Raw genomic sequence first — 24,900 nt, 5'->3', positions numbered from 1 at the left:
ACGCAACTGGTGGCGCAGCGCGGCATGCGCCGCCAGCGCCGGAAAAGCCTGGTTGGGATCGGCGGGGGGGAGCCACGGATGATCACCCTTGCCGGCCCAGGGCTGGGAATCCAGCGGCAGGCGGTAGCCGATCGGCGAGTCGCCCGGAACCAGGTACAGGCGCTCGGCGCGCAGGAACCACGGCCCGCTCCGCCAGCGCTGCGAACCGCCATGGTCGCGGACGATGGGCAGCACGTGGCCGATGGCCCGTTTCAGGCCCTGGTCGAAGACTTTCGCCAGGCGGGCGCGCTCCAGCGGGTCATCGACGCGCGAATCATGCGGATCGACGTTGGCCGGCAGCCGGCGCTCGCGCCACAGGTAATACCAGGCATCCTCGTAGGCGGGCATCATCCACTTGCCGTCCACGCCCAGGCGCTCGGCGATGCGGACGAGAAACTGCCCGGCGACCGCCTCGTCCACCCGCGTGCCGGACAGTTCGCGCGCGAACAAGTCGGGATCGCGCCAGATCGGCTCACCATCCTTGCGCCAGTAGCAGTTCAGCGACCAGCGCGGCAACTGCTCGCCGGGATACCACTTGCCCTGGCCGAAATGCAGCAGGCCCTGCGGCGCGTAATGGTCCTTGAGGCGGAACATCAGGTTCTCGGCCAGCGTGCGCTTGCTGGGCTTGCCGGCGTCGCGCGCGAAGGGATCGAGCGCATCGCCGTTCCAGGCCGCGCCGTCGCGGTCGTCCAGGGAGACGAAGGTCGGCTCGCCGCCCTGCGTCAGGCGCACGTCGCCGGCATCGAGGTCGCCGTCGATGCGGTGGCCGAGGGCCTCGATCGCCGCCCACTGCGCCTCGGTGTAGGGCTTGGTGACGCGCGGCGCTTCCCATACGCGTTCGACTTTCATGTGATGCTCGAACGTGCATTCGCATTCGTCGGAGTAGCCGGTGATCGGCGCCGCCGACGAGGGCTCGGGCGTGCACGCCACCGGGATGTGGCCCTCGCCGGCAAAGAGGCCGGAAGTCGGGTCCAGCCCGACCCAGCCGGCGCCCGGCAGATAGACCTCGCACCAGGCGTGCAGGTCGGTGAAATCGACCTCGGTGCCGGACGGGCCGTCGAGCGACTTCACGTCGGGCGCGAGCTGGATCAGGTAGCCGGACACGAAGCGCGCCGCCAGCCCGAGGTGGCGCAGCAGCTGCACCAGCAGCCAGGCCGAATCGCGGCAGGAGCCGCTGGCCAGCGTCAAGGTTCGTTCCGGCGTCTGCACGCCGGGCTCCAGCCGCACCAGGTAGCGGATGCCGCGCTGCAGGCGCTGGTTGAGGGCGACGAGAAAATCGACGCTGGCGCGCGGCGCGCGCGGCACGGACGCCAGATAGGCCTCGAACTTCGGTCCCAGCGCCCCGGCCGGCGCCTTGGCCAGATAGGGCGCCAGTTCGGTGAGTTGCCCGTCCTCGTACGCGAAAGGGATCTTCTCGGCATGAGGTTCGAGGAAGAAGTCGAAAGGGTTGATCACCGACATCTCGGCGACCAGGTCCACCTCGACGCGGAACTCGGTGGTTTTCTCCGGGAAGACCAGCCGCGCCAGGTAGTTGGCCTGCGGGTCCTGCTGCCAGTTGATGAAATGGTCGGCGGGTTCGACCTTCAGCGCATAGGCGTGGATGGGCGTGCGGCAGTGGGGTGCCGGGCGCAGGCGCACGACCTGGGGCGACAGGCCCACCGGGCGGTCGTAGCGGTAGTGGGTGATGTGATTCAGCTTGACGTGGATGGACACGAGGGCCTCGCGGACACGATTAGGCGACATCCCGCCATCAGCAAGAAACGTGCGCACCCGCAAACCGTGGCCGCGCCTGCGATGGCGGCCACCGGCAGCGCGCGGCGGCGCACCTCGAATGCGCATCGCGCACCACGGCGGTGCGTGAATGTCGACAGCGGACCGGACGGCGCCGGGAACTGGCAGAATCCAGGGGGCTCGGAATACCGGACGGCCCCGCATGTGCGAGGCCGCACGCGCCTGCCTCCTGCCCCCGATGAGCCGAACCACGCCCGCCTCGCTGCCTCGCAACCTCGCCCTCGCCTATGCGGCGCTGATCGCCTACGCCTGCCTGCATCCGCTGACCGGCTGGCGCGCGAGCGGCCTGCCGCTGTTCGACTATCTGCTGGCGCCGTGGCCGAAGTACTTCATCCTGGAAGACTTCCTGTTCAACATCGCCGGCTATCTGCCGTTCGGCTTCCTCGCCGCCGCGGCGCTGCCCGCAGCGCGGCCCGCATGGCGCAGCATCGCCCAGGCCACACTGCTGGCGGCATTGCTGAGCCTAGGCCTGGAAACCGCCCAGAACCTGCTGCCGAGCCGCGTCGCCAGCAACCTCGACCTCGGCGGCAACACCCTCGGCGGCCTGCTCGGCGCGGTCGCGGGGGTGCGCTGGGGGCAGGACTGGTTCGGGGCGAACGGCGTCGTCTACCGCTGGCGCGCCGAATGGATCATCGGCGGACGCACCGGCGAAGCCGGCCTGGTGCTGCTCGCGCTGTGGCTGCTGGGCCAGCTCAGCGCCACCGACCTGCTGTTTTCCAGCGGCGACCTGCGCACGCTGCTCGGCATCGCGGCGCCGCTGCCCTTCAGCGCCGAACGCTTCATCGCCTTCGACACCATGCTCACCGCCGCCTCCATCCTCGCGATCGGCCTGTTCGCCCGCTGCATGATGCGCGCCCGCAATCCGCTGCCGATCGTGCTGCTGATCGCGCTGGGCATCGGCGCCAAGACCCTCGCCACCGCCACCTTCTTCGAGCCCGGCGCGCCGCTGGCCTGGCTGACGCCCGGCGCCGAGCGCGGGCTCGCGATCGGCGGCGCGCTGCTGCTGGTGTCGCTGATGCTGCCCCGCCTCGCGCAGCACGCATTGGCCGGCACCGCGCTGCTCGTCGCCACCGCCCTGGTCAACCTGATGCCCGACAATCCCTACCTGGCCTACAACCAGCGCCTTGCCCACCTGAGCAACGTGCTGAACTTCCACGGCCTCACCGAACTGGTGGACAGCCTGTGGCCCTTCGCCGCGCTGGCCTACCTGTCGGCGCTCGGCCTGTGGCGCGGCGAGCATCTCGCGGCGAAGGCGGGCGGACGGGGGCGCGGCCTATAATCGATCCCGCCCCGGCGCAGCAGACATGCGCCCCCGACCCCTTGCGAGGCACCATGAGCTACTTCAAGCACCACGTCTTCTTCTGCTGTAACCAGCGCGCCGCCGGCGAAACCTGCTGCAACGACCACCAGGCCAGCGAGCTGCAGGCCTACGCCAAGGAACGCACCGCCGCGCTCGGCCTGCGCGGCAAGGGCAGCGTGCGCATCAACAAGGCCGGCTGCCTGGGCCGCTGCGACGACGGCCCGGTGATGGTGGTGTACCCGGACAACGTCTGGTACACCTTCGTGGACAAGGAAGACATCGACGACATCATCGACAACCACCTGGTGCATGGCCGCATCGTCGAGCGCCTGCGCCTGCCGGAGGAAGCATGAGCCGCCCACTGCCCACCGAATCCGCGCTGCTGCGCGGCGCCGAAGGCCATATCGAAGTCCTCATCGATGCGCCTGAAACCGTACGCGGCATCGCCCTGGTGTGCCATCCGCATCCGCTGTTCGGCGGCACCAACACCAACAAGGTGGCGCACACCCTGGCGCGCAGCTACCGCGACCTCGGCTTCGCCGCGATCCGGCCGAATTTCCGCGGCGTCGGCCAGAGCGAAGGCAAGCACGACGAAGGCATCGGCGAAACCGAGGACATGCTGTCGGTGATCAGTTGGGCGCAGTCACGCTGGGGCAGCCTGCCGCTGGCGCTGGGCGGATTCTCGTTCGGCGGCTATGTGCAGGCGCGCATCGCCAACCGCCTGGCCGACGGCATCGCCCCGCCGCGGCAGTTGGTCCTGGTGGGCATGGCCGCGGGCGACACGACCGGCAGCGCCCGCCACTACGACACGCCGGCCGTGCCGAAGAACATTCCGACCCTGCTCATCCACGGTGAGAACGACGAAACCGTGGCGCTGGCCAACGTGCTCGGCTGGGCGCGCCCGCAGGACCTGCCGGTGATCGTGGTGCCGGGCGCCGACCATTTCCTCCACGGCAAGCTGCACATCATCCGCGACCTCATCGCGCGCAACGTCGCGCGGGCCTGAGCAGGGCCCCGGCGGCCCCGGAAACCCGTCCGCCGCCACGCGGATCACGGCGGGCTTGATTTATACCAAGCCAAGACGGGCTGCCAGGGATTACCATGGCGCACCTTTGGCTCATTGATACGCTTGGTCTCCATGGCTGCCCACATCACCGAAAAAATCCTCAGCGTCCACCACTGGAACGACACCCTTTTTTCCTTCACCACCACCCGCGACCGCTCCATCCGCTTCGAGAACGGCCAGTTCGTCATGATCGGCCTGGAAGTGGACGGCCGTCCCCTGATGCGGGCCTACTCCATCGCCAGCCCCAACTACGAAGAAACCCTGGAGTTCTTCAGCATCAAGGTGGCGAACGGCCCGCTGACCTCCCGCCTGCAGCATCTCCAGCCCGGCGACAGCCTGCTCGTCTCGCGCAAGCCCACCGGCACCCTGCTGCTGTCGGACCTGATGCCGGGCAAGCACCTCTACCTCTTCTCCACCGGCACCGGCCTGGCCGCCTTCATGAGCGTCATCCGCGACCTGGACGTATACGACCATTTCGAGAAGATCGTGCTGGTGCATGGCGTGCGCTACGTGAGCGAACTGGCCTACCACGACTTCATCACCAAGGAACTGCCTCACCACGAGTTCCTCGGCGAGTCGATCTCGCAGAAGCTGATCTACTATCCGACCGTCACGCGCGAGCCCTATCACAACCAGGGCCGCCTGACCGACCTGGTGGAGAGCGGCAAGCTCTTCGAGGACATCGGCCTGCCGCCGCTCGATCCGGCCGTGGACCGGGCGATGATCTGCGGCAGCGCGGCCATGCTCAAGGACTGCCGCGCGATGCTCGACAAGCGCGGGTTCCGCATGTCGAAGCGGATCGGCGACGTTGCCGACTACGTGATCGAGCACGCCTTCATCGAGAAGTGAAGCCGGCGCGCCCCGTCCGGGCCCCGGATCCGGGCCGATGCGGCGGCCTGCCATCGAGGGGACCATGATGCTTCCCGGCCCTCGGCCTGCCGGCGACGACGCCGGCGTGCTCATCGTGTTCACCAGCCTGCCCGACACGGCCAGCGCCCAGGCGCTGGCCACGGCAGTCGTCGAAGCCGGGCTGGCGGCGTGCGTGAACATCCTCGCCCCCTGCCGTTCGGTCTATCGCTGGCAGGGCGCGGTCGAGCGCGCCGACGAGGTGCCGCTGCTGATCAAGACCACGCGCGCACGGTATGCCGGACTGGAAGCGGCGATCCGCGCCCGCCACCCCTACGAACTTCCCGAGATCGTCGCGGTCCCTGTGGTGCTGGGCCTGCCCGGCTACCTCGACTGGGTCGCGGCCGGAACCGCGCCCGCCGCCTGAAGTCCGCCCTTCACATTCCGCGCAAAGAACACGATGCACCGCCTGCTGATCCTGCTTTCGCTGCTTGCCGGCCTGCTGCTGTCCGGCCTGTTGTTGCCCAATCTCTCCCACGCCAACCCGATCGAACCCGAAAAAGCCTTCGCGCTGCGCGCCCAGGCGCTGGACGCGCAGACGGTCGAAGTCGTGTTCCAGGTGGCGAAGGACTATTACCTGTACGGCGACAAGTTCCGCTTCGAATCGGAACCCGCCGGCATCGAGTTCGGCCCGCCGCTGAAACCCGCCGGCAAGAAGCACAAGGACGACTTCTTCGGCGAGGTGGAAACCCACCGCGGCGAACTGCGCATCATCGTGCCGGTGACGGCGGCGCCCGAGGGCGTGACGCGCTTCGAGCTGGTCGCCACCAGCCAGGGCTGCTGGGACGGCGGCATCTGCTATCCGCCGACGACGCAGACCGCGGCCATCGACCTGGCCGCGCCGCCGCAGACGAACGGCGGCGGATTCCTCGGCAATGTGCTCAACGGCAGCTTCGGCGGCACGGCGGCCTCGCCCGCCGGCGAGCCCGCCACCGGCGCGGCCGTCTCCGGCGACGAAACCGGCGACATCGCCCGCCTGCTGTCCGGCGCCAGCTTGCCGTTGATCCTGCTGAGCTTCTTCGGCTTCGGCCTGCTGCTCGCCTTCACCCCCTGCACTTTCCCGATGATTCCGATCCTGTCCGGCATCATCGTCGGCCAGGGGCACAAGGTCTCGCACACGCGTGCCTTCACGCTGTCGCTGGCCTATGTGCTGGGCATGGCGGCGACCTATGCGCTGGCGGGCGTCGCCGCCGGCCTGTCGGGCACGATGCTGACGGCCGCCCTGCAGAACGTCTGGGTGCTGTCGGCCTTCGCGCTGGTGTTCGTGCTGCTGTCGCTGTCGATGTTCGGCTTCTACGAACTGCAGCTGCCGACCGCGCTGCAAAGCCGGCTGGCCGACACCGCGAGCCACAGCAAAGGCGGCAGCCTGGGCGGCGTCACCGTGATGGGCGCGCTGTCGGCGCTGATCGTCGGCCCCTGCGTCGCCGCGCCGCTGGCCGGCGCCCTGCTCTACATCGCCCAGACCGGCGACGCGGCGCTGGGCGGCTGGGCGCTGTTCGTGATGGCGCTGGGCATGGGCGCGCCGCTGCTGGCGGTGGGGGTGGCCTCGCGCAGCCTGCTGCCCAAGGTCGGACCGTGGATGGAAGGCGTCAAGAAGGCCTTCGGCGTGATGCTGCTGGCGGTGGCCTTGTGGATGGTCACGCCGGTGATCCCGCCGCTGGCGATGATGCTGGGCTGGGCGGCGCTGCTGCTGTTCTCGGCCATCTTCCTGCACGCCATCGACCCGCTGCCGCCCAACGCCAGGGGCTGGCAGCGCTTCTGGAAAGGCGTGGGCGTCGTACTGCTGCTGTCCGGCGCGGCGCTGCTGATCGGCGCCCTCGCCGGTTCGCGCGACCCGCTGCAGCCGCTGGCGGTGCTGCGCGCCGAGGCCGCGGCGCCGGCCGGCCTGCCGCAGTTCGAGAAGGTGGGCTCCGTCGCCGAGCTCGATGCGCGCCTGGCCGCCACCGACCGCCCGGTGATGCTCGACTTCTATGCCGACTGGTGCGTGTCGTGCAAGGAAATGGAGCGCTTCACCTTCACCGACTCTGCCGTCGCGCAGCGCATGGGGCAAATGCTGCTGTTGAAGGCCGACGTCACCGCCAACAGCGATGAGCACAAGGCGCTGCTGAAGCGCTTCGGCCTGTTCGGTCCGCCGGGCATCATCTTCTTCGACGGCCGGGGCCAGGAGCGCAACGGCCTGCGCGTGGTCGGTTTCATGAAGGCGGCCCCCTTCGCGACCATGCTGGATCGGGCGCTGTAGCGGCAGGGGCGGGTTTTTTACCCTACAATCCCGCCTTTCCCCTTGCGCGTCAGACTCTCCATGTTCTCCGGCATCGTCGCGGCCGTCGGCCGCATCGAACACATCGAGCCGCTCGCGGACGGCATCCGCCTCACCGTCGACACCAACGGCCTGGACCTGTCCGACGTCATCGTCGGCGACAGCATCGCGCACAGCGGCGTGTGCCTGACGGTCATCGAAATGAACGGCGCGGCGCTGCAGTACGATGTCTCGCGCGAGACGCTGAACTGCACCGTGGGCCTGGATGTCGTCGGCAGCGAACTGAACCTGGAGAAGGCGCTGCGCCTGGCGGACCGCCTCGGCGGCCACCTCGTCACCGGGCATGTGGACGGTGTCGGCGAGGTGCTGAAGTTCACGCCGGTCGGCGAGAGCCACGAACTGGTGATCCGCGCGCCCTCGGCCATCGCCGGCTATATCGCACAGAAGGGTTCGGTCACCGTCAACGGCGTGAGCCTGACGGTGAACCGCGTCGAGGGCCGCGACTTCTCGATCAACCTGATCCCGCACACGGTGGCGATGACCAACCTCAAGCACCTGGCCGCGGGCAGCCGGGTCAACCTGGAAATCGACCTCATCGCACGCTACGTCGAGCGCATGCTCGCCTGGCGCAGCGAAGACGCCGCCCACGGCTGAGCCGCAACGAACACATGCGCCGGGCCAGACGCCGGCAAGGCGCCGACAAAGGAAACGACATGAGCGCACTTGCGCCGATTACCGAGATCATCGCCGACATCAAGGCCGGCAGGATGGTCATCCTGGTCGACGAGGAAGACCGCGAGAACGAGGGCGACGTCGTCCTCGCCGCGGAGTTCGTCACGCCGGAAGCAATCAACTTCATGGTCACGCACTGCCGCGGCCTGGTCTGCCTGACGCTCACCGACGAACGCTGCCGCCAGCTCGGCCTGGAGCAGATGGTGCGCGACAACCGCACCCCGCACGGCACCGCGTTCACCGCCTCGATCGAAGCCGCCACCGGCGTCACCACCGGCATTTCGGCCCACGACCGCGCGCGCACCGTGCAGGTCGCCGTCGGCCGCCACGCCAGGCCCGAAGACATCGTGATGCCGGGCCACATCTTCCCGCTCACCGCGCAGAAGGGCGGCGTGCTGATCCGCGCCGGCCACACCGAGGCCGGCTGCGACCTCGCCCAGCTCGCCGGGCTGGAGCCGGCCGCGGTGATCTGCGAGATCCTGAAGGACGACGGCACGATGGCGCGGCTGCCCGACCTGATCGAGTTCGGCAAGACGCACGGTCTCAAGATCGGCGCCATCCGCGACCTGATCGAATACCGCGCCGCCACCGAACACCTGGTCGAGAAAGTGCGCGACAAGGAAGTCGAGACCGCACACGGCCGCTTTACCCTTTCCGCTTTCGAGGACAAGACCTCCGGCGACGTGCATTTCGCCCTGTCGCGCGGCGACATCACGCCCGAGCGCGAAACCCTGGTGCGCGTGCATGAGCCGATCTCGGTGGTGGACTTCCTCGACCCCACCAGCAATCACCACAGCTTCCCGGTCAACGACTCGCTCGCCGCGCTGGCGGCGGCCGAAGCCGGCGTGATCGTGCTGCTCTACCGCCCGATGTCGGGCCGCGAACTGCTCGCCAGCCTGAACGGCACCCAGGACCGCCCGGGGAAGTGGGATGCCCGCCTGTTCGGCGTCGGCGCCCAGATCCTGCGCGCGCTCAAGGTCGGCAAGATGCGGCTGCTCGCCAGCCCGCGCAAGATTCCCAGCATGACCGGTTTCGGGCTGGAAATCACCGGCTTCGTCGACAAGAACTGATCGGATCAAAGAGAACCACCGCATGCAACGCAACCAACCCGAAAACGCCCGCCAGGGCGCCCGCTACGACGGCATCGACGAAATCGACCCCAGCTTCGACGGCGCCGGCGTGCGCGTGGGCATCGTCATGGCGCGCTTCAACCTCGACATCTGCGAAGGCCTGCTGTCGGCCTGCACCGACGAACTGCTGCAGCTGGGCGTGGCGCGCGGCGACATCCGCATCGTCACCGTACCCGGCGCGCTGGAGATTCCGCTCGTGCTGCAGACGATGGCGAAGAGCGGCAGTTACGACGCGCTGGTCGCGCTCGGCGCGGTGATCCGCGGCGAGACCTACCACTTCGAGCTGGTTTCCAACGAAATGGGCGCCGGCATCACCCGCGTCGGCCTCGACACCGGCTTGCCGGTCGCCAACGGCGTGCTGACGACCGAGGACGACGACCAGGCGATCGCCCGCATGCGCGAAAAGGGCGCCGACTGCGCCCGCGCCGCGGTCGAAATGGCCAACCTGCTGAGGGCGGTGCGATGAGCGGCATGGACAAGGACAGCCCGGCGGGCGAAGGCGCGGGCGCCCCCAACCCGACGAGCAAGATGGCACGCCGCCGCGCGCGCGAACTGGCGCTGCAGGGCGTGTACCAGTGGCTGCTGTCGGGCAACGCGATGACGACCGTGCAGCGCCATCTCGAAGCCGAAAGCGAGAACCTCGACAAGACCGACCGCGAACTCTTCGTCAGCCTGCTGCGCGGCGCGATCGGCAGCGCGGACGAATTGCGCGGCTGCTTCGAGCCGCTGCTGTCGCGCCCCATCGCCGAACTGTCGCCGATCGAGCACGCCATCCTGCTGCTCGGCACGCACGAGCTGCGCCACAACATCGAAACGCCCTACCGGGTGGTGATCAACGAAGCAATCGAACTGGCCAAGGGCTATGGCGGCACCGACGGCCACAAGTTCGTCAACGGCGTGCTGGACAAGACGGCCGCCCGGCTGCGCCCCGAGGAAGTCGCCGCGGCCCGCGCCAGCCGCGGCTGAATCGGAGCCAGCCCCGGGGCACGGGAAGCGCGCCCCGGCCGCGCTCAGTCGCGCCGCGCGCGGATGACCGCCTTCTCGGCGGATTGCAGTTCCAGGCCGCCATCGGCAGCGATGCCGAAACCATCCACCGTGGCAAGCGCCGCATGGAAGCGCTGCTCCTCCTCCATCAGTGCCGGCGCGCAGGCCATCCGCGTGCCGGCCAGCTCCGACAAGTGCAAGCCCTCGCCCGACAGGGCGTAGCGGCCGCTATAGCGATTGCAGGCCGAGATGCCGGTGACGCGGCCGTCGTCACCGAAGGCCAGCGTCACGCGCTGCGGATCGGCCACCCGGCGGCCGTCGATCTCCACCACCAGCCAGGCGTCGCCCTGCAGCAATTGCGCGGGATCGCCGCCGCAGCCGCGCAAGGTCTCGCCCTGCCAGTTGACCTCGACCTCCGCCGGATGCGGCATGCCGCTCATGCTGTCCACACACAGGCGCTTGGCGACCGTCACCGACATCTCGCCGTCGGGCGTGCCGGCACGGTAATGGCGCAGCCCGTCGACCTCCTCGACCAAGGGCCCCGGCGCCACGACGCGGGTATTGCCCAAGTCGGTCAGCAGCACCAGCGCGTTCGCGGTCACGTCCAGGCGCCAGCCGGGTTCATTGCCCACTGCGCGGAAGCTGCGCTCCTCGCCGCCCGCCAGCCGGCATTCGGGCTGGCTCACGCCGGCCAGCTCCAGCCGCGCGCTATCGCCCTTGCTCCAGAACACCGTGGTCTCGTCATCAACCGCCACCCGCTTCACCCCCGAGGCCGCCCGCTCGAGCCGCAAGGCCCAGCTGCGGCCATCCACCGTCAGGCTGGAACCGTCGCCGAACTGGCGCAGCGTCGCCGTGAGATCGCCGCAACGATAGGTGTCCACGCGCGACGTCGCGTTTTCCATGCGCTGTACCGCCTGCGCGGGCTCGGCAACTTCGGCCGTGCGGGCGGCCTTGTCGCCGAACAGGCCGCAGCCGCTCAGCAGCGCGGCGGAAAGTACGCATGCAGATCCGTTCCGGGCGAAACTCATCGGGCTCTCCTCATTCATCGTGGAAGCTGTTCCGGGGCACTGGCTGCAAGCCGGGGCCGGGCTGGCCGCCATTTTCGTACAGCAAGGCGCGCCCGGCACCCCGCAGCCCGCCCACCTTACAACTGATTACCTTGCCAATCGCGCCGCATGCGCGATTTCTTCTATCGTCCGCATACGCTAGCGCCCGCCTCGCGGCACCCCATTCCAGGCGAAGGACCGATACGATGAAACGCTCATGGCCCCTGATGCTGGTCGCCGCGCTGATGCTGGCGGGCTGTGCCGTGGTGCCGGACGAACGCGGATACGGCTACGGCGGCCACGGCCGCTACTATGAGCGCGAAACGGTGATCGTCGCGCCCGCGCGGCATATCGAACACCGGGGGCCGCCGCCCGGCCCCGGGCATGTCTGGATCGGCGGCTACTGGAACCGCATCGGCCCCCGCCAGGCCTGGGTGCCGGGCTACTGGGCACCGCCGGCCAGGCACCCGCATCCTCCGATGCGCCCGTGGCAGGCCGAGCGCGAGCGCGGCGAGCGCGAGCGCGGCGAACGCCAGCGCGGCGAACGCCAGCGCGATGCGCGCGAGCGGGAAACGCCGCGCCCGCGCCCGCTCGCCCCCGTCCAGCGGCATGACGACAGACCCCGCGCGAACGTGCGTGGGGAACCCCACGAGCACCTGTCCCGCCCCGGCGAAACACGCCCGCGGGCGTTCGGAGAGCGGCGCCAGCCGCCCCCTGCGGCGGTCGCGGGAGAGCGCGGCACGCCGACCCGGCGGCCCCCGCGAGAGGCCGGTGAACGGCGCGACGGAACGGGCGAGGCAGGCAGCGGGCGCGGACATTTGCGCCGGTCGGATCGCCCGTGAGCCCGCTCCGGGGCGTGTAGCGGCCGTCCTTGGTTGATCCCCCGCCGCATCGCGGCGAAAATCACGCCTTCGGCAGCGGCCACGGCGGCGCCGAATCGCGGCGTGCAGGAGCTGTGCGCCCTCGATCACTCTTTCGGGCAAGACCATGAAAAAATTCACCTCGCTGCTGATGCTGTCCCTCACCGCCGGCGTCCTGTTGAGCGGCTGCGGCAACGACGCCGCCACGCCGGCCGCGCAGTCCGCCCCGGCGAAGATCGTCATCGGGCTGGACGACAACTTCCCGCCGATGGGCTTCCGCAACGAGAAGAACGAACTCGTCGGCTTCGACATCGACCTGGCGCGCGAGGCCACCAAGCGCCTCGGCGTCGAAGTCGAGTTCAAGCCGATCGACTGGAGCGCCAAGGAAGCCGAGCTGAACGGCAAGCGCGTCGACGCGCTGTGGAACGGGCTAACGATCACCGAGGAACGCCGCCAGAACATCGCCTTCACGACGCCCTACATGGAGAACCACCAGATCATCGTCGTACCCGCCGGCTCGGCCATCAAGGCCAAGGCCGACCTTGCCGGCAAGGTCATCGGCATCCAGGACGGCAGCAGCGCCATCGGCGCCGTGGAAAAGGACCCCGTCTCGACCTCGTTCAAGGAACTCAAACGCTTCGGCGACAACGTCACCGCGCTGATGGACCTCACCACCGGGCGCCTGGACGCCGTGGTGCTGGATGAAGTCGTGGGCCGCTACTACACCGCCAAGAAGCCCGGCGAATACCTGGTATTGGACGAGCACTTCGGCACCGAAGAGTACGGCGTCGGCACGCGCAAGGACGACACCGAGCTGCTCGGCAAGCTGCAGAAGGCAATGGACGAGATGAAGGCCGACGGCAGCGCCGCCCGCATCTCGACCGAATGGTTCGGCAAGGACATCATCAAGTAAGTCCCGACCGCCCCGTCCCTTTCCTTCTTCCACCCCGCCGGGCCGGCAACGAGGCCCGGCGGACGGGCAGGCCGCATGGACTACATCCTCAGCATCATCGGGCCGCTTGCCGCAGGCTCGCTGGTCACCCTCAAGCTGTTCTTCATCACGCTGGCACTGGCGGTACCGCTCGGGCTGGCGCTGGCGCTGATCCGCATCTCGCGCTTCACCGCCGCCAGCCAGGCGGTCAACGGCTACATCTGGCTGATGCGCGGCACGCCGCTGATGCTGCAACTGCTGTTCATCTACTTCGCGCTGCCCTTCGTGCCGGTGATCGGCATCCGCCTGCCCGACTTCCCGGCGGCGATCGTGGCCTTCGCGCTCAACTACGCCGCCTACTTCGCCGAGATCTTCCGCGCCGGCATCCAGTCCATCGACCGCGGCCAGTACGAAGGCGCGAAGGTTCTCGGCTTTTCGTACGGCCAGACCATGCGCCGCATCGTGCTGCCGCAGGTGGTCAAGCGCATCCTGCCGCCGATGAGCAACGAAACCATCACGCTGGTGAAGGACACCTCGCTGATCTACGTGCTCGCCCTCAACGACCTGCTGCGCGCCGCGCGCGGCATCGTGCAGCGCGATTTCACGATCACCCCCTTCATCGTCGCCGCCGCCTTCTACCTGCTCATGACCCTGGTGCTGACCTGGTTCTTCCAGCGCCTGGAGAAACGCCATGCCGTCTATGACTGAGGCCGCGCCCGCCGCGCATCCAATGACGAATCCGATGATTCTCGCCGACGGCATCCACAAGCGCTTCGGCGCCCACGAAGTGCTCAGGGGCGTGTCGCTGACGCTGGCCAAGGGCGAAGTGATCGCGGTGATCGGCCCCTCCGGCTCGGGCAAGAGCACCTTCCTGCGCTGCCTGAACCACCTCGAGACCATCGACGCCGGCCGCATCGACATCGAAGGCGACACCCTGGCCGCCAACGACGCCCACGGCCGCGCCCGCTATGTCGCCGACGCCGAAGTGCGCCGCATCTGTGTGCGCATGGGCATGGTGTTCCAGCACTTCAACCTGTTCCCGCACCTCACCGTGCTGCAGAACGTGATCGAGGCCCCGATCACGGTCAAGGGCATGAAGCGCGATGCCATCCTGCCCAAGGCCGAGGAACTGCTGAAGAAGGTCGGTCTGCTCGACAAGCGCGACGCCTACCCCTCGCGCCTGTCCGGCGGCCAGAAGCAGCGCGTGGCCATCGCCCGTGCGCTGGCAATGGAACCGGACATCATGCTGTTCGACGAACCGACCTCGGCGCTCGACCCCGAACTGACCGGCGAAGTGCTGCGCACCATGCGCCAGCTCGCCGACGAACACATGACCATGCTGGTCGTGACGCACGAAATGGGCTTCGCCCGCGAAGTCGCCAGCCGCGTCGCCTTCATGGACGGCGGCACGCTGATCGAATCGCAGCCCTCGGCGGATTTTTTCGCCAACCCGCAGCATCCACGCACACGGGCGTTTCTGGAGAGCATGCTGTAGCCGTTCGGACGCTGCGGCGCATTCTGATTTGCAAGGATTGATGAAGAGGACGGGGAGGCGCCGGGAAGATGGTGTAGATTGTGCACCGCACCATTCACTCCATACCGACCATAGCCTTGGAGAACGGCCATGTTCCGCAAGCTGTTACGGGCCGAGCGCGACGATCCGGCCCCTCCCCTGAGCCTCGCCCTGCAGGGCGGCGGCGCACACGGCGCCTACACCTGGGGCGTGCTGGACCGGCTGCTGGAAGACGACTGGCGGCTCGACGGCATCAGCGGCACCAGTGCCGGCGCGATGAACGCGGTGGCGCTCGCGCAGGGCTGGACCACGGGCGGCGCCGAAGGCGCACGCGCCGCGCTGGAGGCCTTCTGGATGGCGGTGGGCGACAGCACCCCCTTCCACCTCGACCTGATGCATAGCCTGAACCCCGCGCAGGACGGCGGGCTGCCGGCGCCGATGAACATGATGCTGGGGCTGGCACGGCTGTTCTCACCGTATCAGCTCAACCCCTTCGAGCTCAATCCGCTACGCGACGTGGTGCGCGCGCAGTTCGACTTCGAGCGCCTGCGGCGCAGCTGCCCGCTCAAGCTCTTCATCGCCGCTACCACGGTGCGCACCGGCAAGGTCCACCTGTTCCGCACCCGTGACCTGAGCGAAGAGGCGCTGCTCGCGTCGGCCTGCCTGCCCACGCTCCACCGCGCCGTCGAGATCGACGGCGAGCATTACTGGGACGGCGGCTTCACCGCCAACCCGGCGATCTATCCGCTGATGTACGAATGCGCCACGCCGGACATCCTGCTGGTGCTGCTGAATCCGCTGGTGCGCGACGACGCCCCGCGCAGCGCCGGGGAAATCGCCGCGCGCAGCATGGAGCTGGGGTTTTCGACGACCTTCCTGCGCGAGATGCGCATGATCGCGCACGCGCGCAGCTACATCGGCGAATCGAAGGGCTGGTTGCCGCACGGACGGCTGGAGCGCAAGCTGATGCGCCTGCGCTTCCACCTCATCGAGGCCAAGGAGCTGGGCGATGCCGGCGGCGACAGCAAGCTCAACGCCTCCACCAGCTTCCTCGTCCAGTTGCGCGACCTCGGCCGCATGCGGGCCGACCGCTGGCTGCGCCGCTACCGGCGGCATGTCGGCCGGCGCGCATCGGTCGACCTGGAACACCTATTCGCCTGACGGCCACGCTGGCCGGCAGCCCGGCTTCGTGCGGAAACGCCCCCCGGAAAGCACAAGACCCGCCATTTTGCGGGTCTTGTGCTTTTTTCGGCGGCAGGCGCGAAAATCAGCCGCGCGAGCCCCGGTCGGAGCGGCCGCCGTGGCCGCGCTCGCCGCGCGACGCATAGCCATCACGGCCATAGCCGCCGCCGGCACCGCGGCGGTTGTCCCCGCCCGGACGGCCATAGCCACCGCCATTGCCGAAGCGGCGCCCGCCGTTGCCGCCGGGGCGCGGAGCGGAAGGCTTGCGCGGCGAGGGTTCCATGCCGGGGATGGTGTGGACTTCAAGGCGGCCGCCGGTGAAGCGTTCGATCGCGCGGATCAGGCCGGTCTCGCGCGGCCCCGACAGCGTGATCGCCACGCCGTCGCGACCCGCGCGGCCCGTACGGCCGATGCGGTGGACGTAGTCCTCCGCCTGGCGCGGCGGGTCGAAATTGATGACGTGGCTGATGCCGGCGACGTCGATGCCACGCGCGGCGACGTCGGTCGCCACCAACACGCCGATGCGGCCCTGGCGCAGACGGTCCAGCGTGCGGTTGCGCTGCGTCTGGTGCATGTCGCCATGCAGCGCAGCAGCGGCAATGCCCTTTTCCTGCAGCGACAGCGACAATTCGTCGGCACTCTTCTTGGTCGCGGTGAACACCACGGCCTGCTGCAGGCTGTCGTCGCCAAGCAGGGCTTCGAGCAGGCGGTTCTTGTGGCCGAGATCGTCGGCGAACATCAGACGCTGCTCGATCTGGCCGCGGTCTTCCTTGGCCACTTCGATCTCGATGCGCTGCGGATCGCGCGTCATGCGGGTCGCCATGCTGCCGACCACGCCGTCGAGCGTGGCGGAGAACAGCAGGGTCTGGCGCTTGGCCGGCGTAGCGGCGACGATGGCGTCGATGTCTTCGGCAAAGCCCATGTCCAGCATGCGGTCGGCCTCGTCGAGGATCAGCACCTCGATGTCGGACAGCTTGAGCTTGCGGCGGGTCAGGTGGTCGAGGAGCCGCCCCGGCGTGGCGACGACGACGTCGCACTGACGCTGCAACTGCTTGATCTGCGCGAACATCGGCGCGCCGCCGACGAGGCAGGCCGTCTTGAGCCAGCGCAGGGCCTTGCCATAGGTCTGCACGGCCTTCTCGACCTGCAGCGCCAGTTCGCGGGTGGGGGTCAGCACCAGCACGCGCGGCCCGCTGCCCTGGACCGGCCGGCGGTCGATGATCCGGTGCAGCGCGGGCAGCGTGAAGGCCGCGGTCTTGCCGCTGCCGGTGTGGCTCGAAACCAGCAGGTCGCGGCCGGCGATGGCGGCGGGGATGGCCTGCATCTGCACCGGGGTCGGCGTGGTGTAGCCGGTCTGTTCGACGGCCTTGAGAAGTTCTTCGGCGAGGCCGAGGCTGTGAAAAGTCATGTTCTTGTCCTGTGTCTTGCGCGCCGGCCCCGCTCGAACGAGGGCCGGACAGGTTCGGACTCCCGCAAGGGGGTCTCAATGGCATCGCGCCGCGCCACGCCGGACATGGCCGGCATGGAAGCGGGATCGCAAGGGCGACGAACGCGCGATGGGCGTGGCTGGTCTCGACGGCTGGAAGCCGGAAAAACCGCGCATCGGCACCAACCGGTTGTCACGATGCCAGACGATCGGAAGAACGTATGGGGTTCGGCGGGAGGTCGGGGGCGATGGGGCTGTGGTTACAGTCCCTCGGGCCGGGCCGGCGGGCATCCTTGTCCGCGCCGTAAACCACCATGGCCCTGCTGCTGCATTGCACAACGACGCGGAGTATATCGGCTTTCGCCGCCGCTGTCGCCGGAAATTTGCGAAAAGTGCTTGATCATAAAGAAAAAGCGGGCCAGTACCTTCGGTACGGACCCGCCTCGACGGGGGTGAGCCCCCCGCGCCAACAGCCCGGATTACTTGTTGACCGCGGCCTTGAGCGTGGCGCCGGCGGTGAACTTCGGCACGCTGGATGCGGCGATTTCGATCGTGGCGCCCGTCTGCGGATTGCGGCCGGTACGAGCAGCGCGCTCGGAGACCTCGAACGAACCGAAGCCGGTGAAGGCAACCTTTTCACCCTTGCCGAGCTGCTCGGCGATGATGTCGAGCACGGCGGACAGCGCACGATCGGCCTGCGCGCGGGAGACATCCAGACGGTCGGCCAGCGCTTCGACGAATTCACCTTTGTTCATGCTTTTCCTCGATTGGTGTGAGTGGAGTTTTGAGAAGTCCTGTCTACGCGGCGGATTCTAGCACCGTCGCGGCTTGTGGGGCATTCCGTAGCAAATATGCGTGACATGCGCCATGGGAGGCCGTTCATGCGCGGAATCCACACGACTCAAACCGGGGACTTCCGCGCTATCCTTGCGCCTCGAAGGAATCCGCGCCCCGAGGGCACCATGCAGCAGCACACACCGGCCGATGGCGATTCAATGATCCGCGTGAGCGCATACCGCCATGGCGGACGCGTCGCCTCGGCCACGATCGCGATGCCTGACCAGCCCCCATACGGCGCCCGGGTCATCGGGCTCGCCCCCGCCGCCGCGGCCGAAGCCCTCGCCCGGCAGGTCGCCCGCAGCCCTCGCGCGCATGCCCGGGCGCTTGCCGCGGCATGCGACGCCGCAAGCGGACTTCCCGCCACGGACCTCGACAGTCAGCTCGCGATCGAACGCGAGCTCGCGGCCGAGGCGGCCGACACGCACCTGCGGAGGCTGCTGATCGACTGGCCGCTGTGCCTGGGCATGGATGCCCGCCCCGGCCGCTACGCCGAATTCCACCGCCGCCTGGTCACCAAGACCGATCCGGCGTCCTGTTTCGAACTGGGCGGAGACATACTCGACCTGGTTGCACGCGAGATGCTGGCCGGCTTCTTCCACAGCATCCGCCTGCCGCACAGCCTCGCCGAATTCGTCGAGCGCGCCGACCGGGGCGGCGTTCTCGGTGCCGTGCTGCGCGAGATGATCCAGCTCGGCCCCTCCCAGCCGCAGCAGGGGCAGGCAACGCCCATCCTGGGCAAGCTGAGTGCCGCGGCCTGGGTATCGGCCGTCGGCATCTGGCCCGCGCCCGAATTCATCGCCCACCCGACTTTCGCCGGCGAGCCCGCCGAAACCGGGCCACTGGCGCGCCACGCCGCGTCGCCCCTGGTACGGCTGCTGCTCGATCGCGGCCATCGCCTGTCGGCGCGGCTGTTCGCCAAGGCCATCGATCTTGCCGACTGCGCCAGCCGGATGCGCTATCCCTTCACCGACGACGTGCCGCCGATGATCGACACGGCACAGGCCGCGCCCGGCGTCGGCCTGGCGCGCGTCAGCACTGCGCGCGGCGTGCTGCTGTGCTGGGTGCGGATCGAGCAGGATGTGATCGCCGACTGCGCGATCATCCCGGCCGGCGCCTGGAACTTCCACCCGCAAGGGGCCTTCTGCCGCGAGGCCTGCGCCGAAGTGGAGGAAACGCACGAGGCCGCCCTCCGGCGCCTGTCGCTGCTTGCGCTGGCGCTCGACCCCTCGCTGCCCTACACCGTCGAACTGATCGACGAAGCGCCGAAAAAACGCAGGTCTACGGCACGCACGGCGCGCGCCGGGTCCACTCAGGGCGCCAAACGCCGGTAGTTGCCGCCGAAATACAGCAGGGGCGCGCGCTCGTCGCGATCGAAGCCGACCACCTCGCTGACGAAGAGAACGTGATCGCCGCCCGCGTGGCGCACGGTGTTGCGGCAGACGAAGCGGGCGCAGCAGCCCTTGAGCAGTGGAACCCCGCCCAGCCCGTCGTCGATCTCCAGCCCGGCGAACTTCTCGCCCATGCGGCCGGCGAAGCGCTGCGACAGGTCGGCCTGATCCTCCGCCAGCACGTTGATCGCGTAGTATTCGCAGCCTTCGAACAGCGGACGGCTGGGCAGATCGTTCGACAGGCTCCAGACGATCAGGGGCGGATCGAGCGAAACCGAATTGAAGGAGTTCACCGTGAGGCCGATCGGATCGCCGGCCGGCGTTCGGCTGGTGACGACCGTGATGCCGGTGGCGAACATGCCAAGGGCGTTGCGGAAGCGGCGGGAAAAATCCTCGCCGGAATCCGGCTGCTGGACGGTCTGCTGGGTCATGGACGAAACGTCGCGGTGCGATCCGCGCGTATTGGAATGCTGACGAAGGCGCGGATTATCGCCGCACGGCGGCGGCGCGTCGAGGGCGAAAACCATGATCCAGGACAAGAAACACAGGAAAAACCGTGACATGAACGATTTCGCCGAACGCCTGATCGCCTGGCAGCGCAGCCATGGCCGGCACGACCTGCCGTGGCAGGGTGGGCACGATCCATACCGCATCTGGCTGTCCGAGATCATGCTGCAGCAGACCCAGGTCGATACCGTGATCCCCTATTACGCGCGTTTTCTCGCGCGCTTCCCCGACGTCGCCAGCCTGGCGGCGGCGCCGGTGGAGGACGTCATGGCGCTGTGGAGCGGCCTGGGCTACTACGCCCGCGCGCGCAATCTGCACCGCGCGGCACGGGACATCGTCGATACCCATGGCGGCTGTTTTCCGGGCAGCGCGGCGGAAATCGCCGCGCTGCCCGGCATCGGACGCTCGACGGCGGCGGCGATCGCCGCCTTCGCCTACGGCGAGCGCGCGGCGATCCTCGACGGCAACGTCAAGCGCGTGCTGTGCCGCATCTTCGGCGTGGAGGGTTTTCCGGGCGACAAGGCGGTGGAGAACCGCTTGTGGGCACTTGCCGAGTCCCTGCTGCCGGCAAGCGAAACCGGCCGCTACATCCAGGCGCAGATGGATCTCGGCGCCACGCTGTGCACCCGCGGCAAGCCGGCATGCGGGCGCTGCCCGTTTGCCGATGATTGCGTCGCGCGGCGCGAAAACCGGATCGGCGAACTGCCCACGCCACGGCCGAAGAAGGCGGTGCCGCGGCGCAGCGCGCGCTACGCGGTGATCCTGCGCCGGGACGCGGTGCTGTTGGAGCGCCGCCCGCCGGCGGGCATCTGGGGCGGGCTGCTGGCCCTGCCGGAGATTCCCGCCGGCATCGACGACGCGGGCGCCTGGGCACGGACCCACTTCGGCCTGGAATGCGCCGAAGCCAGCCCTCTGGCCCCGCTCACCCACACCTTCACTCATTTCGTGCTGGACATGCAGCCGGTGCTGCTGCGCGCCGGAGCGGCTTCGCCGCCGGCCGCCGCGGACGACGGCGCATTGTGCTGGCTGCCGCTGCCGGCCCTCGGCGAAGCCGCCCTGCCTGCACCGGTGCGCAAGATCCTCGACGTCCTCGCGGCACCGGACCTGTTCGCGCAATGAACGCAAGCGCCGCCCCCGGGCGGCGCGGCGCTCAGGCGATCCTCGGCAGCAGGCCGTGCTCGCGCAGGAACTGCTGCAGGATCTCCAGCCTGCTGACGACATCGTCCAGTTCCAGCAAACGCTGCCTGGCCTGCAGCGGAACCGGCAGCAGTTCGGCATAGCGCGCACCGACCCAGCCCGCATCGTCGAAGCGGTGCGGCGGCGGCAAGCGCTCGCCCAGCTCGGCGACGATGGTCTGCAGCAGCGGCAACAGATCGAGCTGGGCGGTGGGCACCGGCTGCGGCGCCGGCTCGGGCAGCCAACACACCTCGGCGACCAGCAGGCCGTCGCGCTCGACCTCGTGGTCGACCACGCGGAAGCGCCGCCCGCCGCGCGTCAGCAGCGTGAGCAGGCCGGCCTGCTCCATGTCCCACTGCTCGATGTGCGCCGCGGTGCCGACCGGGTGCGGCACCGCGGCCTCGCCGACCTCTTCGCCGGCGGCGATCAGGCACACGCCGAAGGCGCTGCCCTCGCGCATGCAGCGCGTCACCATGTCCATGTAGCGCGGCTCGAATACCCTCAGCGGCAGCATCCCTTCGGGAAACAGCACGGTGTTGAGCGGAAACAGCGGCAGGCGCTGCCCTCCGGCCGATGCGCTCATCCTGCCGCCTCCCCGCCATCCTCGCCCCAGCGCGGCATCAGCCCATGCTGGACCCCCAACTGGTCGAGAATGCGCGCGACGACGAAATCGACCAGATCCTGCACGGTTCCCGGATGGTGGTAGAAGCCCGGATTCGGCGGCAGGATGCAGACCCCCAGGCGGGCGAGCTTGAGCATGTTTTCCAGATGGATGGCCGAATACGGTGTCTCGCGCGGCACCAGCACCAGCTTGCGCGACTCCTTGATGACGACGTCGGCCGCGCGCTCGATCAGGTTCTGGCTCAGGCCGCCGGCGATCGCCGCCAGCGTCGCCATGGTGCATGGGCACACCACCATCGCATCCGGCGGGTTGGAGCCGGAAGCCGGCGGCGCGAACCATTCCTCGCGGCCGAACACGCGCAACTGGCCGGGCCCGGCGCCGAAGCGCGCAATCAGCTCGGCTTCGACCTCGGCTGGCCGCGCCGGCAGGTTCCAGTCCATTTCCTGGCGGGCGACGATCTGCGCCACCTGCGAATACAGCAGCCATACCCGCTGGCCCGCGCACAGCAGGCACTCGACTAGGCGCAGGCCGTAGGGCATGCCGGAAGCGCCGGTGAAGGCGACGGTGATCGTGCGGGGGGTAGGATGCATCGGCGCTCCTCGGTGAATGCTGCCGGCCGCGCCGGATCTCAGCGCAGGTAGTCGGTGATCAGTTCCCAGCGCCCGTCGCGGATCTGCGCGAGACGGCCGTGGCGGTTGCCGAGATGGTCGTCGGCACTGAAACGATAGGCCGGGCTACCGAAGAAATCGCGGGTGAACTCGATGCGTTCGAGGGTGCGCGCGAACGCATCGGGCGTCAAGCCGGGCCCGGTGGCCTCTGCCGTGCGCACGAACATGTCGGCCAGCGTGTAGCCCATGACGCTCCAGACGTTGGGCGCCGCGCCGAAGCGCGCGCGGTAACGCGCTATCCAGCCGGCGAGCTGGGTATTGGCGCCCTCCGCATACGGATGCGGCAACACGCTGACGCCGTACAGGCCTTCGACCGTTGCGCCGCCCAGTTCGTGGGTCTGCGCCGAATAGCCCGAGGCCGTCACCAGCATGTCGACCTTCCAGCCGATGCGGCGCGCCTCGGCCATCGCCGCGACCGTCTCGCGCACCACGGTGGCGAGCACGACCAGATCGCACTCGGCCGCGCGCAGGCGTGCGATCTGGCTCGACAGGTCGGTGGCGCCGCGCTTGTAGCCGGTGCGCTCGACCAGTGGCCGCCCCAGTTTTGCCAGCCCGGCCTCGACGCCGCGCATCACCTCCAGCCCGTAGTCGTCGTCCTGGTACAGCAGGCAGGCGCGGCGGTAATCGCCGCGTTCGACCATGTGCCGCGTCGCCGCCTCCATATAGTCCTGGTAGGGCGCGAAGTTCTGGAACTTGAGCGGATGCAGCGGCGAGTAGGTGGCCTGGTGCGGCGAGAACGGGAACAGGTGCAGGCGGCCGGCGTCGAGCACCACCGGCATCGTCGCCATCACCACCGGCGTGCCCATCGTGGCGATGAAGGCGAAGGCCTTGTCGCGCTGCACCAGCTTGCGCGCCGCCAGCACGCCGCGCTTGGGGTCATAGCCGGCATCCTCCACCGCCAGGCGCAGCAGGCGGCCATGCACGCCGCCCGCGGCATTGGCTTCGTCGAAGCGCATCAGCATGCCGTCGCGCACCGGCGTGCCGAGCATCGCGATCGGCCCCGACAGGTCGGAAATGTGGCCGACGACGATTTCGCCCGCGCTGACGCCGGCGGTGCCGGCCGCATGAACGATGCCGCCAGCCACGGCGGCGAACAGGGCAAGGGCGAAGCGGCGGAAGTGTTTCATTTGCAGGGCGTGTCCCGAATTCGGCCGGAGGGGCCGATTTTCTAGGGATCGAGCCGGATGGACAAGGGATGGCGGCGGCCGCATGTTTCGGTGCGCCGCCCTGCACCGTCACACGCGCATGCTATCGTTGCGCCCCCCGGGGCCACCCCTGACGTCCTTCTGTCCATGACCGCTTCCGCTTCCCCAGCACAGTCCTCCCCGCCCGGGCGCCCCGCCAGCGACGACCGCAGCCTGATACGCGCCGTGCTCGCCCTGGGCGTTGGGGGCTTTTCCATCGGCACGGGCGAATTCGTCATCATGGGCCTGCTGCCCGAGGTGGCGCGCGACATGGGTGTGAGCATTCCCCAGGCGGGCCACGTGATCAGCGCCTATGCGCTGGGCGTGGTGGTGGGCGCGCCGGTGCTGGCCGTGCTCGCCGCGCACTGGGGACGGCGCGCGCTGCTGATGGCCTTGATGGCCGTGTATGCGCTGGGCAACTTCGCCTCGGCGCTGGCGCCGGACTTCGCGTCGCTGGCCGTGCTGAGGCTCGTGAGCGGACTGCCGCACGGCACCTATTTCGGCGTGGCGGCACTGGTCGCCGCAGCGCTGGCGCAGCCGGGACAGCGCGCACGCGCCGTGGGTCTGGTGATGCTCGGGCTGACCAGCGCCACGCTGGTGGGCGTGCCCATCGCGGCCACGCTGGGCGAGCACTTCGGCTGGCGCGCGGCTTTCGCCTTCGTGGGCATCATCGCCGTGGCGGCGGTGATCCTCGTGCGCCGCTGGGTGCCCGCGATGCCCCCGTCCCGGAACACCAGCCCACTGCGCGAACTGGGGGCGCTGGGGCGCAGGCAGGTGTGGTTCACGCTGGGCATCGGCGCAATCGGTTTCGGCGGCATGTTCGCCGTGTTCAGCTACATCAAGCCCACGCTGATCGAGGTGGCGGGCATGCCGCAGCCGCTGGTGCCATTCGCGCTGTCGCTGTTCGGCCTGGGCATGGTGGCGGGCAACCTGGCGGGCGCGCGCATGGCGGACAAGGCCCTGATGCCCGCGGTGGGCAAGCTGCTGGCATGGTCCATCGTGGTGATGGTGATGTTCGTCCCGGCTGCGCACCATCCACTGACGGCGGCGCTGGCCACTTTCGCGCTGGGCACGCTGGTGGCCATCGGCCCCGCGCTGCAGATCCGGCTGATGGATGTGGCGGGCGACGCTCAGACGCTGGCCGCCGCGCTCAACCATTCGGCCTTCAACGCCGCCAATGCGCTCGGCGCCTGGCTGGGCGGCATGGCGATCACGGCCGGCCTGGGCTGGACGTCCACCGCCTGGGTGGGCGCGCTGCTGGGCCTGGGCGGCGTGGCGATGTTCGCCTGGGCGCTGGCGAGCGAACGCGCCGCCCGCCGCAGGCAGTGACGCCGCCCGCGGCCTGATCGGCC

25 protein-coding genes and 1 pseudogene are annotated in these 24,900 nt (G+C 69.1%); 18 read left to right on the top strand and 8 right to left on the bottom strand.

The annotated features are described in order from the left end of the window. The coding region (locus C666_RS13980; RefSeq protein ID WP_004341066.1) for a transglutaminase family protein at positions 1 to 1,752 on the bottom strand (1,752 nt) is incomplete at its 3' end. A gap of 256 nt (positions 1,753 to 2,008) precedes the next feature. On the opposite strand from C666_RS13980, the gene C666_RS13975 reads away from it, so the two are divergent. The 10 genes from C666_RS13975 (at position 2,009) to nusB (ending at position 10,187) form a co-directional block, all read left to right on the top strand. Next, entirely contained in the window at positions 2,009 to 3,109 is a 1,101-nt protein-coding gene (locus C666_RS13975) for a VanZ family protein (protein WP_028791891.1), read from the top strand. Positions 3,110 to 3,162: 53 nt separating this feature from the next. Then, complete coding sequence (locus C666_RS13970) at positions 3,163 to 3,483, top strand: (2Fe-2S) ferredoxin domain-containing protein (RefSeq protein ID WP_004341063.1); 321 nt, start codon at positions 3,163 to 3,165, stop codon at positions 3,481 to 3,483. Then, entirely contained in the window at positions 3,480 to 4,136 is a 657-nt protein-coding gene (locus tag C666_RS13965) for an alpha/beta hydrolase (RefSeq protein ID WP_004341061.1), read from the top strand. Before C666_RS13970 ends, C666_RS13965 begins: the two co-directional genes overlap by 4 nt. Before the next feature lie 132 nt (positions 4,137 to 4,268). Continuing rightward, entirely contained in the window at positions 4,269 to 5,045 is a 777-nt protein-coding gene (locus C666_RS13960; protein ID WP_004341059.1) for a ferredoxin--NADP reductase, read from the top strand. A gap of 64 nt (positions 5,046 to 5,109) precedes the next feature. Then, the gene (gene cutA / locus C666_RS13955) at positions 5,110 to 5,469 is read left to right on the top strand and encodes a divalent-cation tolerance protein CutA (RefSeq protein ID WP_037999966.1); all 360 of its coding nucleotides are present in this window, start codon (positions 5,110 to 5,112) and stop codon (positions 5,467 to 5,469) included. Between the two features lie 33 nt (positions 5,470 to 5,502). Continuing rightward, positions 5,503 to 7,341, top strand: coding sequence for a protein-disulfide reductase DsbD (dsbD, locus tag C666_RS13950; protein ID WP_004341055.1), 1,839 nt, complete (start codon positions 5,503 to 5,505; stop codon positions 7,339 to 7,341). Positions 7,342 to 7,401: 60 nt separating this feature from the next. Beyond that, positions 7,402 to 8,013 carry a riboflavin synthase gene (locus tag C666_RS13945; RefSeq protein ID WP_004341054.1) on the top strand — a complete coding sequence of 204 codons (612 nt, stop codon included), beginning with the start codon at positions 7,402 to 7,404 and terminating at the stop codon, positions 8,011 to 8,013. Between the two features lie 59 nt (positions 8,014 to 8,072). Next, entirely contained in the window at positions 8,073 to 9,161 is a 1,089-nt protein-coding gene (gene ribBA / locus C666_RS13940; RefSeq protein ID WP_004341053.1) for a bifunctional 3,4-dihydroxy-2-butanone-4-phosphate synthase/GTP cyclohydrolase II, read from the top strand. Between the two features lie 22 nt (positions 9,162 to 9,183). Next, positions 9,184 to 9,687 carry a 6,7-dimethyl-8-ribityllumazine synthase gene (ribH, locus tag C666_RS13935; RefSeq protein WP_004341052.1) on the top strand — a complete coding sequence of 168 codons (504 nt, stop codon included), beginning with the start codon at positions 9,184 to 9,186 and terminating at the stop codon, positions 9,685 to 9,687. Then, the gene (gene nusB, locus C666_RS13930; protein WP_004341051.1) at positions 9,684 to 10,187 is read left to right on the top strand and encodes a transcription antitermination factor NusB; all 504 of its coding nucleotides are present in this window, start codon (positions 9,684 to 9,686) and stop codon (positions 10,185 to 10,187) included. The genes ribH and nusB overlap by 4 nt, the downstream gene beginning before the upstream one ends. Before the next feature lie 44 nt (positions 10,188 to 10,231). Here nusB and C666_RS13925 read toward each other — a convergent pair whose 3' ends face one another. Further along, the gene (locus C666_RS13925) at positions 10,232 to 11,233 is read right to left on the bottom strand and encodes an META domain-containing protein (RefSeq protein WP_004341049.1); all 1,002 of its coding nucleotides are present in this window, start codon (positions 11,231 to 11,233) and stop codon (positions 10,232 to 10,234) included. Positions 11,234 to 11,457: 224 nt separating this feature from the next. On the opposite strand from C666_RS13925, the gene C666_RS13920 reads away from it, so the two are divergent. The 5 genes from C666_RS13920 (at position 11,458) to C666_RS13900 (ending at position 15,716) form a co-directional block, all read left to right on the top strand. Beyond that, positions 11,458 to 12,093, top strand: a complete 636-nt coding sequence (locus C666_RS13920; RefSeq protein WP_037999963.1) for a YXWGXW repeat-containing protein — start codon at positions 11,458 to 11,460, stop codon at positions 12,091 to 12,093. 145 nt (positions 12,094 to 12,238) lie between these two features. Further along, positions 12,239 to 13,024: an amino acid ABC transporter substrate-binding protein gene (locus C666_RS13915; RefSeq protein WP_004341044.1), complete on the top strand. Its 786-nt coding sequence runs from the start codon at positions 12,239 to 12,241 to the stop codon at positions 13,022 to 13,024. Positions 13,025 to 13,099: 75 nt separating this feature from the next. Next, positions 13,100 to 13,750: an amino acid ABC transporter permease gene (locus tag C666_RS13910; RefSeq protein WP_004341042.1), complete on the top strand. Its 651-nt coding sequence runs from the start codon at positions 13,100 to 13,102 to the stop codon at positions 13,748 to 13,750. A gap of 34 nt (positions 13,751 to 13,784) precedes the next feature. Beyond that, a complete protein-coding gene (locus C666_RS13905) occupies positions 13,785 to 14,537 on the top strand; it encodes an amino acid ABC transporter ATP-binding protein (RefSeq protein ID WP_004341040.1) in 753 nt (250 codons plus the stop codon). A 129-nt stretch (positions 14,538 to 14,666) separates the two neighbouring features. Beyond that, entirely contained in the window at positions 14,667 to 15,716 is a 1,050-nt protein-coding gene (locus C666_RS13900) for a patatin-like phospholipase family protein (protein WP_004341038.1), read from the top strand. A 106-nt stretch (positions 15,717 to 15,822) separates the two neighbouring features. Here the strand turns inward: C666_RS13900 and C666_RS13895 are convergent, their stop codons facing one another. Together C666_RS13895 and C666_RS13890 are read right to left on the bottom strand one after the other, a co-directional pair. After that, positions 15,823 to 17,145: a DEAD/DEAH box helicase gene (locus C666_RS13895; protein WP_004341035.1), complete on the bottom strand. Its 1,323-nt coding sequence runs from the start codon at positions 17,143 to 17,145 to the stop codon at positions 15,823 to 15,825. 497 nt (positions 17,146 to 17,642) lie between these two features. Next, positions 17,643 to 17,921: pseudogene (locus tag C666_RS13890) on the bottom strand (HU family DNA-binding protein); the annotation flags it as partial. A gap of 204 nt (positions 17,922 to 18,125) precedes the next feature. On the opposite strand from C666_RS13890, the gene C666_RS13885 reads away from it, so the two are divergent. Then, entirely contained in the window at positions 18,126 to 19,334 is a 1,209-nt protein-coding gene (locus C666_RS13885) for a hypothetical protein (protein ID WP_004341032.1), read from the top strand. Here the strand turns inward: C666_RS13885 and C666_RS13880 are convergent. Then, positions 19,313 to 19,822: a flavin reductase family protein gene (locus C666_RS13880; RefSeq protein ID WP_028791889.1), complete on the bottom strand. Its 510-nt coding sequence runs from the start codon at positions 19,820 to 19,822 to the stop codon at positions 19,313 to 19,315. The two genes, C666_RS13885 and C666_RS13880, sit on opposite strands and share 22 nt — an antisense overlap. Positions 19,823 to 19,952: 130 nt before the next feature. Here C666_RS13880 and mutY point away from each other — a divergent pair, with 130 nt between their 5' ends. Then, a complete protein-coding gene (gene mutY, locus C666_RS13875; protein WP_004341029.1) occupies positions 19,953 to 21,017 on the top strand; it encodes an A/G-specific adenine glycosylase in 1,065 nt (354 codons plus the stop codon). A 31-nt stretch (positions 21,018 to 21,048) separates the two neighbouring features. On the opposite strand, the gene C666_RS13870 is transcribed toward mutY, so the two are convergent. From C666_RS13870 to C666_RS13860, 3 genes are read right to left on the bottom strand one after another with little or no spacing between them, the layout of a single operon-like run. Continuing rightward, complete coding sequence (locus C666_RS13870; RefSeq protein ID WP_004341027.1) at positions 21,049 to 21,657, bottom strand: LON peptidase substrate-binding domain-containing protein; 609 nt, start codon at positions 21,655 to 21,657, stop codon at positions 21,049 to 21,051. Next, a complete protein-coding gene (locus C666_RS13865) occupies positions 21,654 to 22,286 on the bottom strand; it encodes a flavin prenyltransferase UbiX (RefSeq protein ID WP_004341025.1) in 633 nt (210 codons plus the stop codon). The genes C666_RS13870 and C666_RS13865 overlap by 4 nt, the downstream gene beginning before the upstream one ends. 38 nt (positions 22,287 to 22,324) lie before the next feature. After that, entirely contained in the window at positions 22,325 to 23,491 is a 1,167-nt protein-coding gene (locus C666_RS13860) for an ABC transporter substrate-binding protein (RefSeq protein ID WP_004341022.1), read from the bottom strand. Positions 23,492 to 23,656: 165 nt separating this feature from the next. On the opposite strand from C666_RS13860, the gene C666_RS13855 reads away from it, so the two are divergent. After that, entirely contained in the window at positions 23,657 to 24,877 is a 1,221-nt protein-coding gene (locus tag C666_RS13855; protein ID WP_028791888.1) for an MFS transporter, read from the top strand. Positions 24,878 to 24,900 lie beyond the last annotated feature (23 nt).

This window comes from Thauera linaloolentis 47Lol = DSM 12138 (genome assembly GCF_000310205.1).
In the GTDB taxonomy this organism is placed as follows: domain Bacteria; phylum Pseudomonadota; class Gammaproteobacteria; order Burkholderiales; family Rhodocyclaceae; genus Thauera; species Thauera linaloolentis.
Note: the sequence above shows the minus strand (reverse complement) of the source record. Positions and strands in the feature narration are given on the sequence as shown.